General features: G+C 56.5%; 12 protein-coding genes. 8 read left to right on the top strand and 4 right to left on the bottom strand.

Annotation, left to right across the window (positions count from 1 at the left end):
• The first annotated feature begins 198 nt into the window (after positions 1–198).
• Positions 199–1,158, top strand: coding sequence for a thiamine-phosphate kinase (thiL, locus tag Pla52nx_RS19345; protein ID WP_146519854.1), 960 nt, complete (start codon positions 199–201; stop codon positions 1,156–1,158).
• 247 nt (positions 1,159–1,405) lie between these two features.
• Here thiL and asd read toward each other — a convergent pair whose 3' ends face one another.
• From asd to Pla52nx_RS19330, 3 genes are all read right to left on the bottom strand, one after another.
• Positions 1,406–2,521, bottom strand: a complete 1,116-nt coding sequence (asd, locus tag Pla52nx_RS19340) for an aspartate-semialdehyde dehydrogenase (RefSeq protein WP_146519855.1) — start codon at positions 2,519–2,521, stop codon at positions 1,406–1,408.
• A gap of 421 nt (positions 2,522–2,942) precedes the next feature.
• On the bottom strand, positions 2,943–3,344 hold the full coding sequence (locus tag Pla52nx_RS19335; RefSeq protein ID WP_231741938.1) for a hypothetical protein: 402 nt from the start codon (positions 3,342–3,344) through the stop codon (positions 2,943–2,945).
• 172 nt (positions 3,345–3,516) lie between these two features.
• On the bottom strand, positions 3,517–4,476 hold the full coding sequence (locus tag Pla52nx_RS19330; RefSeq protein ID WP_146519856.1) for a hypothetical protein: 960 nt from the start codon (positions 4,474–4,476) through the stop codon (positions 3,517–3,519).
• Positions 4,477–5,295: 819 nt separating this feature from the next.
• Here Pla52nx_RS19330 and Pla52nx_RS19325 point away from each other — a divergent pair.
• The 7 genes from Pla52nx_RS19325 to Pla52nx_RS19295 all read left to right on the top strand — a co-directional run bounded on the left by Pla52nx_RS19325 (position 5,296) and on the right by Pla52nx_RS19295 (position 12,070).
• Positions 5,296–5,820 carry an RNA polymerase sigma factor gene (locus Pla52nx_RS19325; RefSeq protein ID WP_146519857.1) on the top strand — a complete coding sequence of 175 codons (525 nt, stop codon included), beginning with the start codon at positions 5,296–5,298 and terminating at the stop codon, positions 5,818–5,820.
• The gene (locus Pla52nx_RS19320) at positions 5,813–6,595 is read left to right on the top strand and encodes a hypothetical protein (RefSeq protein ID WP_146519858.1); all 783 of its coding nucleotides are present in this window, start codon (positions 5,813–5,815) and stop codon (positions 6,593–6,595) included. The genes Pla52nx_RS19325 and Pla52nx_RS19320 overlap by 8 nt, the downstream gene beginning before the upstream one ends.
• Positions 6,595–8,133, top strand: a complete 1,539-nt coding sequence (locus Pla52nx_RS19315) for a hypothetical protein (RefSeq protein ID WP_146519859.1) — start codon at positions 6,595–6,597, stop codon at positions 8,131–8,133. The genes Pla52nx_RS19320 and Pla52nx_RS19315 overlap by 1 nt, the downstream gene beginning before the upstream one ends.
• Positions 8,130–9,653 carry a DUF1559 domain-containing protein gene (locus Pla52nx_RS19310; protein WP_146519860.1) on the top strand — a complete coding sequence of 508 codons (1,524 nt, stop codon included), beginning with the start codon at positions 8,130–8,132 and terminating at the stop codon, positions 9,651–9,653. Before Pla52nx_RS19315 ends, Pla52nx_RS19310 begins: the two co-directional genes overlap by 4 nt.
• 107 nt (positions 9,654–9,760) lie before the next feature.
• A complete protein-coding gene (locus Pla52nx_RS19305) occupies positions 9,761–9,973 on the top strand; it encodes a hypothetical protein (protein ID WP_146519861.1) in 213 nt (70 codons plus the stop codon).
• Between the two features lie 281 nt (positions 9,974–10,254).
• Positions 10,255–11,181 (top strand): Rpn family recombination-promoting nuclease/putative transposase, encoded by a 927-nt coding sequence (locus Pla52nx_RS19300; protein WP_146519862.1) that lies wholly within the window; start codon positions 10,255–10,257, stop codon positions 11,179–11,181.
• A gap of 610 nt (positions 11,182–11,791) precedes the next feature.
• Positions 11,792–12,070, top strand: a complete 279-nt coding sequence (locus Pla52nx_RS19295; protein WP_146519863.1) for an outer membrane protein assembly factor BamE — start codon at positions 11,792–11,794, stop codon at positions 12,068–12,070.
• A 412-nt stretch (positions 12,071–12,482) separates the two neighbouring features.
• Here Pla52nx_RS19295 and Pla52nx_RS19290 read toward each other — a convergent pair whose 3' ends face one another.
• Complete coding sequence (locus Pla52nx_RS19290; protein ID WP_146519864.1) at positions 12,483–12,734, bottom strand: hypothetical protein; 252 nt, start codon at positions 12,732–12,734, stop codon at positions 12,483–12,485.
• Between the last annotated feature and the right edge of the window lie 296 nt (positions 12,735–13,030).

Below are 13,030 nucleotides of genomic sequence, written 5' to 3'. Positions count from 1 at the left end.
GCCACGGTTTTCGTGCCACAACCGTGGCTAACGCCAAAACGGCTAACCCCAAAATCAAGACCGGACGATGCAGTAGCCTTGATTGTAGCGGATTGCACTCTCGAGTTGTCGCCAGCATCGTTGTCATCGCAGGGCTCTCAGCGTAGAACAGCGACCGCTGAAACCGTTCGATTCGTTGTCTTTTTGAGTGCCCCCGCTGTGGAACAGTCTTTTCTCGCCTATCTGCGTGGTCGTTGCCGATCGCTGCCCCAAGTAGAACTGGGGATCGGGGACGATGCCGCCGTGCTTGCCGCCTCGCCACATCCCAGGATCGTGTGTACAGATCAAGTCATCGATGGAGTGGATTTCCTTTCCGCACAACATGACCTCGTCGATGTGGGCTACAAAGCGATGGCGATCAACCTCAGTGACATCGCCGCCATGGGAGGCCAAGCAGAAAGTGCGTTGGTGACCTTGGCTCTGCCGAAAAAGAATGCGACGAAAATAGCGGGCGAGGTCTATGAAGGGATCTTGCAGGCCGCATCCGAATTTCAAATCGCCATCGCGGGCGGAGATCTGTCCACCTATCGCGGACGAGATGTCGCCAACACTGGTGATTCGGACGAGTCTCGGCACAACACCGAATCTCCTTTGGCGATCAGTATCACTTTGATCGGCTCGCTACCCGATGGACCGGCCTGGAAACGCAGTGGCGCTCAAGTCGGCGATGCGGTGCTGGTTTCGGGACACGTCGGCGGCAGTATCCTGGGCCGTCACCTGCGTCCCACTCCACGACTTGAGCTTTCTCGTCGTTTGCGAGAGCTAGCCGATGTCCATGCCGCAATCGACATCAGTGACGGACTGTCGCTCGATTTGGATCGTTTGTGTGCCGCCAGTGGCGTGGGGATCGAATTGGATATCGATGCGATTCCGATTCACCAGGACGCATTGCGACTTGCTCAACAGTCGGGACGCACGCCATTCGAACACGCTTGGTCCGATGGCGAAGATTTTGAATTGATCGTGTCGGTGAGCGAAGCCGACGCGAGCAAAATCGCGGCGATAGATCTCGGAGTTCCATTGACTCGAATCGGAACCATGGTCGGTCGCACCGGACTATGGAAACGAGTGGACAGCAAGTTCGAGCGGTTGGCACCACAAGGTCATTCGCACCTGTGAGTCGCACACCACGGGTGCGCCTTCGGCGACCCGTGGCTACCTTCTGCGATCCCTTGCGGGATCCAATTTCGCTCTCACGAATCAGTACCCTTACAGCTGGGTAATCAAAGACGTCGGCAATACATTTCACGTTCCCCAGAAATCCCGTGCGAAGGGAATTCTGGCGAATCCCACTACTAGGCGTGCCACTAAATGGTCCGTCTTTCCGGACTTTGTCGACTTGGAAAGACGAACGACAGTCGACGTTCTACAGTTTGCCGATCAGGATGTTCAGCATTCGTCGCAACGGTTCGGCGGCGCCCCAGAGCAATTGATCGCCGACGGTGAAAGCGTTGAGGAATTCTGGACCTAGATTCATCTTTCGTAATCGACCGACAGGAGTGTCAAGCGTACCAGTAACGGCTGTCGGAGTCAGCTCCGCCAGGGTCACGTCGCGTTCGTTGGGGATGACTTTGGCCCATGGGTTGGACGAAGCGATGATGTCGTGGATCTCGTCCATCGGCACGTCCTTCGTCAATTTGATTGTCAACGCTTGCGAGTGACATCGCATCGCGCCGATCCGAACGCAGGTACCGTCCAATGGGATCGGATTATCTTGACGGCCAAGAATCTTATTTGTTTCAGCTTGGCCCTTCCATTCCTCGCGGCTCTGTCCGTTGTCGAGCTGCTTGTCGATCCACGGCAGCAGACTGCCGGCGAGCGCGTGTCCGAATTGTTCTTTCGGCAAGGAGTCACCACGCATGCTGTTTGCCACAGCTTGATCGATTTCCAGGATCGCGCTGGCGGGGTCGTCCAGTTGCGACTGGACGTCGTGATGGATCGTGCCCATTTGCGAGATCAACTCACGCATATTCTTGGCACCCGCACCCGAGGCGGCTTGATAGGTCATCGCGGTGGCCCACTGGACGAGATTTTCATTGAACAATCCGCCCAACGCCATCAGCATCAAACTGACCGTGCAGTTGCCCCCGATGAAATCCTTGCGTCCGGCACTGATGGCGGCGTCGATGACCGCTCGATTGACCGGGTCCAATACGATGACGGCATCGTCGCGCATCCGCAGGGTCGATGCGGCGTCGATCCAGTGTCCTTGCCAACCGGCGGCGCGCAGTTGGGGGTGAATCGCCGAAGTGTAGTCGCCGCCCTGGCAGGTCACGATCACATCCAGCTTGGCCAATTCCGCCACGTCGTTGGCGTCGCCCAGGCTTGGGACATCGACGCCGATGTTCGGGCCGGGTAGACCGACTTGTGATGTCGAAAAGAACACCGGCTCGATGCCGCTGAAATCGTTTTCGTCCTGCATTCGCTGCATCAGCACGGAGCCAACCATGCCGCGCCAGCCGACAAAGCCGACGGTTTTCATCTCATTTTCCTCAACAATGGGGTGCGGGAACGTATCTCTGGTCTGGTCTGGAACCCAGTCAGACGCGATGTTCCGGCGATAGGTTCAGCGCCGGTCGGGAGAATCCCTCCAGCTGGCGAGTACCCTAACTCTTGAGTGCAACATTGCAAGAGCCAGAGTCGAGGATTGCTCGACGCTGCCCTGGCTAGTCCTGAGGTGTTCAAATTTGGGGTTGTGGCACTATTTCGCTCCGCAAGTTTCTGTCACCTCTCCCGGCGCAGCTGGTGGCCCCCAGTGAGCCTCAGACGCTAGCCGTGGGCCTGAGGCGGATTGTGGTGTCGGCCCACGGCTAGCGCCTGAGGCTCACTCTGATTGCGATGCATGGGACAAACAACATGGACGGAAAAAACAATGTCAACACCAAACTTTGAACAGCCCAGCGTTAGTCCTTGGGCCACAGAGGGCGTCGAAGGTTTTCTGGCAGGATCTGGCGGTTCACCCGCTCGGGATCTTTTTGTGTCCAAGTCTCACGTAGCGAAGGCGACCAGACTTCTCGCGTCAGCGCGTTGTCACGCCACGAACAAAGATAGCCGTCGGGTTTCCACTGACGACGGGGCATCTGCCCAGGCTGCTTGATCAACCGCCAAGCCCGAACGTGGAACTCGCGGTCGTGACGAGACCATTCGTAGAAGATCAACTGCTGAAAGACTTCGCGACCTTGATCGTCCAAGAAATGATTCAGCTCGATCAAGTCAACGTCTTGTCGAGTTCGACGCCCAGATTCGTTAACGGCCGGAGCGACCGAGGACATGAGGACCGCAGCAAGACACAAGATTTCAGACATCGCTTGGCTCCCGAGGCTAGTGCACCAGACCCGCGGTCCAGAACCCTGCCATCATCCGCATCCAAGCGACTTGCGGTCAAAAGACCTTCTTCGCAAAACGTCGACTGAACCACTCCAGTCTGGCCAATCCAGTAAGGGCCAGCCCAGCCCGGTGCTGTATAACGTTTTCGATTTATCGGTAATACGACCCGCTTGTGCTCGGCGTGGTGTAGCCACTGGTTCGAGGATATCCGCTAGCCCCTGACGTGCTGCCGGGACTGTATCCGCCGCTCGCCGGAGCAGCAGAGGGCTGTGTGTTGGAGGCCGGAATCGACGGCTGCACGGCGCTGGCGGTCGAGTACGTCGGTGACGTCGCCGCTGCGGTGGTGCCCGAATCGGAGGCCTTGGGGGTAAAGACTTGACTGCTCGCTACCGCGGCACCGCTTGACGCACTGTTCAACGCGTCACCAAGATCCGACGGCATGGTGAATCCACCATTGCTAGACGATGCAGACGGTTGAATTGACGAAGCCGCTGTTGCGGATGCGTCCGCATTGCCAGGGATGCTGTAGCCGGATGGTGCGCCCACGTTGGATGGCATGCTGTACGAAGACGGCATCGCGTATCCAGGCTGTGTTGATGGAACGGTCGTTGCCACGGCATTGGGCATTGACGATCGAGTCGATGATCCCGAGTTGGTCGGATTGGCACCAAACTGATATCCCGATGGGATGCTCGGCACGCTGCTGGAGCCGCTTTGCTGACCGGCTGCGTATCCGTTGGCTTGAGCGGCCGACATGTTGTATCCGACCGGAGTCGCATTGACCGACGGCGAATCGTTGCTGGCGATCGCGATCCCGGTGGAATCTTTCATCGAGTCTTGAACGTTCGGCACCACTCCACCTGCCGTCGAAACGATGGCTTCTGGAGATGCCGTCTCACTGGGCAGCGATGGATAGGTTTGAGTCGGTCCGCTACCCGCCAAGATTTCAGCGGAAGGCTCACCTCGCTTGCCGAACATGTTCCATTTCGGCATCGAGCTTTTGCACCCAGCGGCGAAGAACACGATGGCCGAACAGAAAACGACCAAGGCAGAATGGCCGGTCTTGAAACCAACGGCATTGAATTCTTTGGACTTGAACTCTGTGTGCATCCCTGCAGCCTTTAATCAACCGTGACTATGAATAAGCGGTTTTTCGACTCTGCCGATCTCTCTGATTATCGACGTGTGCCGACAGATTCATCGAGGAAATCGGAGGACGAAACGCGATTTGACGGATCCATCCGCCTTTGACTCACGTCCGAGATGGACGCTAGGAAAGCTCCACAAGCGATGTCAACCGCAACTCACGGCTTTCGAATTCAAATGTAAAGGATTCCCGGCTTCATTTGCTGGCATTCTCGGGTTGCACAATGTTTAATCCTTGCTTCCGCCGGGCTTGACCCGGACCGTTCAAAATTTGGGTTGCGCCACTGTGGCTATCCGCACGTCCCCAGCCGGGGTTGGCGAGAAAACAGTCTGCGCCTATCAGCCGCGTCTAGTGGTCTGGGACAGCTTATCTTTAGGGTAGTGGATCTTGTGAAAGATCCTGTAGCGGTGGGATCTTTGGCAAGATCCACTACGGCAAACCCTAACTTCTAGCTGTCCCAAACCACTAGTGCATCGTCCGGTCTTGATTTTGGGGTTAGCCGTTTTGGCGATAGCCACGGTTGTGTCACGAAAACCGTGGCTAACGCCAAAACGGCATATCTACCGAACCCACGTTCTAAGACTGGACGATGCACTAGCGGCGTATTGTCCTGTTCGGTGCCATTACCACACGCACGACGGTATCTACGCGGCTGCTCCTCCGAATACTCCTCCCCAAATAAACTCAACGTCTCCAAAAAGTTTTCTGAGACCGAACCCCGTCGGCGGCATCCTTGACTTCAGAAACACCACGAAACACCAAGAACAACGCCGTCGGTTGACTTGATCACTCCACTGGACCTCGCCGAGACATGGGACCGCCACGCTAGCCGCGTGTTGCTCATCGCGCGATCCATCGGAGAACCCGCCGACGACGCCGTCCAAGAAGCTTTCATCGCACTGGCCTCCCAGCCACACATGCCCGACGATCCCCTCGCGTGGCTCGTCCGCGTGGCACGGAACCAATTATTGATGTGGCGACGCAGCAACCTTCGCAGACAGCGACGCGAGTCGGAATGCGTCTCGGCGAACTGGTTCGCCGCCAACGCGAATTTGATCGACACCGCGATCGACGCTCAGCAAGTCACTGAAGCGCTGTTGAAGCTGCCATCGCCCACCCGCGAAATCATCGTCATGCACCTTTGGGGCGACATGTCCTTTGAGTCGATCGCGGAGATCACGGAAACCTCCAAAGCCACCGCGCACCGTGCCTTTCAACAGGGCCTGAAGACTTTGAAGCAACAGTTTTCGGTACGAGACCAAATCGAGCACAACGTACAACTGCCAAGTGAGACGTGCCATGAATGATGAACAGCATCTCAACTCAAACGGTGACGACGAGTCCATCGCGGATGCGCTGCGTGGTCTCGTTCCCGCTACTGCGACGATCGACGTTCGCGAAGTCTTTTATCGTGCCGGATACGAAGCCGCGTTGGCGGAGCGTTCGACGCTGACAGCAAAACCACAACCGCGCCGCGAGATCGGCAAATGGAGATCGATGCTGGCGGCTAGTCTATTGACGGCTCTGGTCACTTTGCCAACCGCATACACCGTCGGCACATCGAACTCATCAAATCCTGTTGGTTCTCCCCATTCCGCACAAGCCGCGGTTCCGGAGTCTGAAACTCAGGTGACCGAGTCAGTGCCGGACGCCGAGCCGGCCTTGGAGAACGGGCCGGCGTTAGCGAAGGCCCCGACCTTAGCGAAAAACGACGATCGAGTTGCCGATGACGAAAGCAGTTCGAACGCCACTTCCAGTATGGCGGCACCCAACTCCCCATCACCCAACTCAACCGCCCAATCACCGATCAATGACTTTCGTTCACCGCGGGGCAGCCTGATCCGGTGGACATCGCGCTGGCAGGACCGCAAGCGTCATGGCAAGTCTTTGACTGCCTATCACGGTTCGATGGAGTTGATGAATCAGTCCAAACCGGTCTCACGACCATATCAGACCAGTGATGCAGCAATGGCAAACAACGATGTCGACACGTCGACATTCACGGCACCGCTTTCTGCGGGTGCTTTACGCACGGTTCAGGATTTTGAACAGTTCACTTTTAGCTTGGAGAATTCGTACTGATGATGTCTCGACTTCCTTTTTGGCCGATTCGGCGGGGCGCCCCGGCGATCGCCCCGATGATGGTTTTGATCGGTTCTTTAGTCGCCTGTCCGATGGCGACCGTGTCGGCACAAGTGATGTTGTCCCCGTCTTTGCAGGCAGACACTGACGCCAAAGCGGACGAACCCCAAGAGAAAGCACCCCAAACCATCGTGCTGCATCCTTGCCAGCAACCGGACCCGCTGTTGCGGTATCGATTGTGGCCGAGTCCAGAGGACCGACAGCCTCGGCTGGCTACTCCGATCGTCAGCAGAGCGGCGATCTTGAGTGTTCAGGTGGGTGAGAATCAGAAAGTCGAGTTCTCCAAAGACTACGGCGAGTGGCTGGACATGCCCGTGGATCAACTCCCGGTGGACGCGGTTCGGAAAGTATTGATTCCTTACGAGAAACCGCTGGGCGAGCTTCGACGAATCGAAAACATGATGGACGTGAGTTACGACCTGGGCATGGACAGAATGACGGCGGGAGAGATCTTTCAAACATGGCTGCCCGAGTTCCAAGAGATGCGATCGTTGGCACGTGCCTTGGCCTTGCGGATTCGTCTTGCCACCGCCGAGAAACGATGGGATGACGCCATTGATGATCTGCGACTGGGCTTTCGGCTGGCGGAGGTGGGTTCGCGAAGCACGGATCTCTTGATCGGTCGCTTGGTCGGCATCGCGATCACCGGCGTGATGATCAATGAAATCGAACAAATCCAACAGCAACCCGACGCCCCAAGTCTATATTGGGCGCTTTCAATGATTCCTGTCGATCGGATTTCCAACATCAGTCAATCCCTCGAGTTCGAATCCGGAACCATCGCTCACGTCGGCATGCTTTCTGAACTCAGGCGTCTGCCCAAAGACCCCATTGGCGAGCCCGCAGCGATCGCTTGGCTGCAATCCATTGGAGAACAATTTCGGCTAGTTTCTGAAAGTGACGTGCCTGCAGAGTCCACCGCATTGCTCAGTGGACTCTACGCAGCGACGATGATCGAGCCTGCTCGAATGGCGCTGTCCAATTCATCGCTGTGGCGAGACCGAATGGAAGGGCTATCCGACGCGGAAATCGTATTGCGGGCCATCGATCTGGAGATGCGACGCGTTCGTGACCGGTGGTTGGTTTGGTCCACGCTGCCGGATGTTGATCGCCAAGAATACACCGCCGAGCGAAACGCTGCGTTTGAGCTCGACGAAGCCGATCTCAGTGTCGGACAAGTTCTCGCCCGATTGCTTTTGCCAGCGGCCGACGCCGTCTTTCGTGCCCGGACTCGGTGCAAGCAGGATCACAGCCTAGCGATGACCTTCGCCGCACTGAGGCTTCACGCCGGGCAAACCGGACAGCTTCCAGAAAAACTCAGCCAGCTACGCCCCGTGCCTGCCCGACGAGACGACTTCACCGGCGAGCACTTTTCCTACAAACGAACCAGCCCCAATCAAGCAACTCTGACGCGGGCGGCTCGATCTCCCAACGACCCAGACACTGTTCTCGAAATCAAGCTGGAGGCATCACGATGAAGAATGTACTACTAACCTTGAGCCTAGCCGTGCTGCTACTGGCCAATACCAGCATGGCTCAGCAACTGCGTGCTGAACCATCCAGTGATGTCCTGATCGCCGACGTCGTACTGAATCATCCGTTGGCCAAGTACATCGATGAATCGTCCGTCGGTGTCGTCGAACTGAACGTGAAATCCATCGACGTCGACGCGGCAAAAGCCAAACTCAAGGAACTCGCCGGTGACGATTCCCCGCTGGGTGACATGTTCGGGCAAGTCGTCAATACGCTTCGCACAGCGGGTGTCGAGTCCGTGTTCGTGCTGCTGAGCACTCAATCCGTGGCCGATCAAGCTCCTCTGATTGTGATCCCGCACGATGATCCACTGAAATTGCTGCCGGTCGCCAAAGGCGTGTTTGCCGTGCTGCAAGGACGGGCGTCCGAGGACGCCGTTTTGTTGAGCAGTGAGCGTGGTCTGCAACGACTGGCCAAAACCAATCTCAGTGGCGCCGAAGACGAACTGTCACCATCTCATGAATCCCGCGTGCGTGAGCTGTTGACACCACTGAGCGACGCACAACGCGCCGATCATACCGCTGTGCTTTCCTTGCCGCCCGCGTCCAAACACCTGCTAGGCCAACTGTGGCCGGAAAGGCTGCCGGATTCGTCCCCCATTCAATTGTCGCCTCGCAAACTGGCACAAGACATCGACAAGATCGTCGTCGGGCTGACGTTGCCGCCGTCGCTGTCGTTGAAAGTCAACGTTCTCGCCGAATCGGAGGATGCTGGCAGCCGCCTCGCGGATCAACTGGATCAAATCACCGCGCTGGATTTGGTGCGTCCCTTCCGATCGATGCTGACTCTGGAACGCGGCGAGATGTCGATCTCAATACACTTGGATGGTGTTGCGTTGGACATGATGAAACCCTTGCTGGCTGCAGGCAAGGGCAAGCGGAACCAAACGCAACGCTCCAACGACATGAAACAAATCGGGCTTGCTTTTCACAACTACGCCGACGTCAACGGGCATCTGCCACCACGCTGCTTTGTCGATCGAGACGGAAAACCGTTGCTGAGCTGGCGAGTACCCATCCTGCCTTGGCTGAGCCAACAAGCGTTCTATTACGAGTTGGACTTGAGTCGTGCTTGGGATGATCAACCGGTCGAGCATCTGATGACTTCTGTCCTGCCGGTTTACACCAACGGATCGGATGACGGAACGTTGACGACGTACCGTGCACCGGTCTTTCCAGGTTCGCTTTGGTCGGGCGACGGGCCGCCGAAACAGTTCCGGGATGTGACCGACGGGACGTCCAACACCATCGCGGTGATTGACGCTCCAGAATCGGCCGCGGTCCATTGGGCGAATCCGGAACCCTGGGTAATATCAGCAGAGGAGCCTATAAAAGATGTGTTCGGCGAACGCGACGAAGTTCGAGTGTTGATGCTTGATGGATCAGTCCTCACCTTGGAACGTGCCGAGATGACCAACGAAAAGCTAAAGGCTATGTTGACCATCGCCGGAGGCGATCAAATCTAGTTCGCACGTCCATGCTGATCGCACGTAGCCGCGTCTCTCCGAGACGCGGAATTTCGCGTCTCGGAGAGACGCGACTACGTGACGCATTCACTTTCCCAGACCAATTGGTGCCACCCACAAACTTCATGAGTCGTGAAGCGATCAGCGATGACAGGAAGTCATCGCAACATTCTGGCGGGATGGCCGCCATGCACAATTCGAGCCTGAGTGCCGCCGCCAGGCACGGCGGCCTGGATGGCCGCTGCATGATCCAGCCCGGTGGCACGATGCCGTCCGGGGCAACGCGACACGAAATGGGGGAAGCAGAAGGGGAGCTGTGAGTGGAGGAGAAGAATTGGTAGGGGTTGAGCTCTCAGAAAGTCAGTGACGTCGCGTGGAGCCCCGTCGTAGCGACCGAACGGAGATTGGGCGTCGTGAGCGGAGGGGTGGCGGAGGCTGGGATTCCCGCGATGCAGCATGGCGTCCGGCATGACTCGTTCAGGAAGCGTCGACAGTCTGATTGGCTTCAGTGAATTGGCTCGCGATCGACCGCACAAGCTTGAGAATCCGCTACGATGGTAGGGCACAAGAGCTTTGCCCCATTCGCACTCAGGTATTCAGAATGCCGCTTGGAATTCGGCCGACTGTCGATTTCGCTTTCAAGAAAATCTTCGGCTCGCCCCAAAACTCGGAAGCCTTGATCGGGCTGCTCAATGCCATCCTTGATCTTGAGCGACCCATCATCGCAGCTGAAGTTCTGAATCCATTCAGCTACCAAGAGTTCTCCGAGAGCAAGCTGATCGTGCTCGATGTCCGGTGCCGGGACGAAGTAGGTCGATGGTTGAACGTGGAGATGCAGGTTTCAGTCTATGCCGGGCTAATTGAGCGACTTGTTTACTACGCCTGCAGTATGTACGTGGATCAACTGACAGCGGGCGGCAACTATGCTCTAGCAGCCCCATCGATCTCCATTTGCTTGCTCAATCGAGTGCTGTTTGCAGCGACCGACCAAGCCCACCATCGCTTTCAGATGCTTGACCGGGAAAGCGGCCGCGAAATCTCCAACGCAATCGAGGTCCACACGGTAGAATTAACGAAGTATTCCCTCGATGAGCACACGATTGCCGCCGCGAGTAAATTGCATCAGTGGGCGTTCTTGCTGCTTTTCGCGCAGGACTACGATGCCCCAACTCTGTGTCGGCTGCTGCCTGGGATCGAGTTCGAAACGGCCATTTCCACAATTGAGATCATATCCGCCAAAACGGAGGACAAGCAAATGTACGATCAACGCGAAAAAGCGCAACGCGACTATGAGTGGGCGATTTCAGGTGCCCGTGAAGAAGGTCGTGAAGAAGGTCGCGAAGAAGGTCGCGAAGAAGGTGAGCGGGTAGGTCTTGAGAAGGGGGAGTTGATTGGCAAGGTCCTATTGCTTCAAGATTTGCTAGGAGATGAACCTTCGACTGTGTCTACCCTGGCCGAAATCAGCCTAAATGCACTTACGACCCAGCTCGCAACTCTGCAACAGCGTCTCCGCGACCGCCAAGCCTGACATTGGACAATTACGACGACCGCAGCTGCATTTTCATTAGCCGTCGCTAAGTCTTGCTCCAGAGATCCAATTGGGTTCGACGGTAGTGAGTGGAATTCCTATGAATACACCTCGTCCGGGCCGCTTTCCCGAGTCGATCCTGAGGGTCAAAGTTGGTTCTCGAAATTTGGATGCTTCTGCGTTTACGGCCCGAAAGCCCAAGCGATTCGAGTTGATTTTCAGTATCTCGGGCTTCCAACACATGCGAACGATACCGGCCACAACGCAATGCTTCATTGCGTTATCTCTTGCAACATAAACTCACGACACCCACGATGTAATGGTGAATGGGATGCTCGTGAGGATAGAGGCTCGTCTCTTGCGGACGATATGGACCTTGCTAACAATGCTGCAGGGCGGCGTGTTTCTGATCCATGCTGGGAGGGATGTCTTGACGAATGGAAAAATGGCGACATCTCTTGCATTGTTGATGGCGAACTTACCGCGTGTCCGAATCCTCCGGATGACTTTCCGGAGACCAGTCCCCGCGCGAAGCGTTTGCAAGAAGCACTGGACGAGATGGTAGAGGGGACAGGCGGATCATGTTGCGGTCCCTGATTTGGCGACATCAATGAAATTCAGTTTACGATCGTTGCTTCTTTGCGTTGTAGTATCAGCGGGTTTGGTGGTTCTCCTCATCAAGGCAGGTGAGCCGCCGGGCGGAACGCACAAGACGCAGCTGATTATCAAAGGTCTGCAGAAATCAGATGTGCGTGAGATTATGGGCGAACCACAAGAAGTTTCCGAAGAATGCTGGGTTTATCGCTCTAACTGGCGGACAGGATGGACACAGGTGGTTTTCGACGACGACGGCTTGGTGGCTTATGTAGACGCAGAAGGAATGTGGTAACTCAGGGACAGATGTTACCGGCCTTTTTGATGTCGGAATCGCAATAAGGGGAAGATCGCAATAAGGGGAAGGGGGTTTTAAAAGCCGAACCGTGGATAGTCGCGGATGCGACGGCAGCGTAAAGCATGGGGCGTCAGCCCCATGGGGTGCCGTGTTTCCGATTGTGAAAGCCGCGGAGCGGCGACAGACAGGGCACGGTATCGCCCATAATCTGTCGCCACCTTCGGGGCTTAATCGGGACCGCTTGCGAAACGAGGCCTGGGACTCGCGTCCCAGGCTTTACGCTTCCGCCGCCTCCGCGGCTCGACATTGTGGGAGCGTTCACTTCTTAAATCCCGAACCCTCTGCAGAGCGCGCAGACGTTGATTGAGGGTTTCTTTCTTTGGTTGGCTACCAGCTAGATTTTGCTGGTTTAGCTGGTTGCCGAGATTGCCCAGTGTGACTTGGGTGAGCGACGCGGTTTCTTGCTCTTGGTTGGCTCGATTGCTGATGATGCGATCACTCTGAGTGACTCGAAACGGTCTCGTCTTGGCGGTTGAACTTGCTGGTTGGTGCCAATTTCATCGTGATGCGAGTGCATCGACGATTGATGAGCCTGATCGGTTTGTAATTGAAAACCGATGAGTGCGGAACAACGCGATTGAATGCTTGAACTCGATGTCATGGTGGTCTCGCGGTTGCTTCGGGCCACTCCACTTCTTCGCTCACCAATTGTGAAGTGGATCCCGCGAGGGATCGCAGAAGGTAGCCACGGGTCGCCGAAGGCGCACCCGTGGTATGCGACGACCATGTTGAATCGACCCCGCAGGGTGTCGCAGACTTCTCGGAATCTGGGCTGTTACCGCTTCCGGGGTCGATTCTCGTCAGACCGAATGAACCGGCGATGATCGCTGCGCTCTATCGCCGGCTGCCGTCTGAGACCGCTTCACGGTCGTATGCAGCAACAATTCTTTTCACGTC

This window comes from Stieleria varia (assembly GCF_038443385.1).
In the GTDB taxonomy this organism is placed as follows: Bacteria; Planctomycetota; Planctomycetia; order Pirellulales; family Pirellulaceae; genus Stieleria; species Stieleria varia.
The sequence above is the reverse complement of the archived record's forward strand: the minus strand, read 5'-3'. Positions and strand labels throughout refer to the sequence as shown.

Coding starts and splice junctions, on each gene's coding strand:
- asd (WP_146519855.1), bottom strand. CDS start 2,521: ATGAAAACCGTCGGCTTTGTCGGCTGGCGCGGCATGGTTGGCTCCGTG.
- Pla52nx_RS19335 (WP_231741938.1), bottom strand. CDS start 3,344: ATGTCTGAAATCTTGTGTCTTGCTGCGGTCCTCATGTCCTCGGTCGCT.
- Pla52nx_RS19330 (WP_146519856.1), bottom strand. CDS start 4,476: ATGCACACAGAGTTCAAGTCCAAAGAATTCAATGCCGTTGGTTTCAAG.
- Pla52nx_RS19320 (WP_146519858.1), top strand. CDS start 5,813: ATGAATGATGAACAGCATCTCAACTCAAACGGTGACGACGAGTCCATC.
- Pla52nx_RS19315 (WP_146519859.1), top strand. CDS start 6,595: ATGATGTCTCGACTTCCTTTTTGGCCGATTCGGCGGGGCGCCCCGGCG.
- Pla52nx_RS19310 (WP_146519860.1), top strand. CDS start 8,130: ATGAAGAATGTACTACTAACCTTGAGCCTAGCCGTGCTGCTACTGGCC.
- Pla52nx_RS19300 (WP_146519862.1), top strand. CDS start 10,255: ATGCCGCTTGGAATTCGGCCGACTGTCGATTTCGCTTTCAAGAAAATC.
- Pla52nx_RS19295 (WP_146519863.1), top strand. CDS start 11,792: ATGAAATTCAGTTTACGATCGTTGCTTCTTTGCGTTGTAGTATCAGCG.
- Pla52nx_RS19290 (WP_146519864.1), bottom strand. CDS start 12,734: ATGACATCGAGTTCAAGCATTCAATCGCGTTGTTCCGCACTCATCGGT.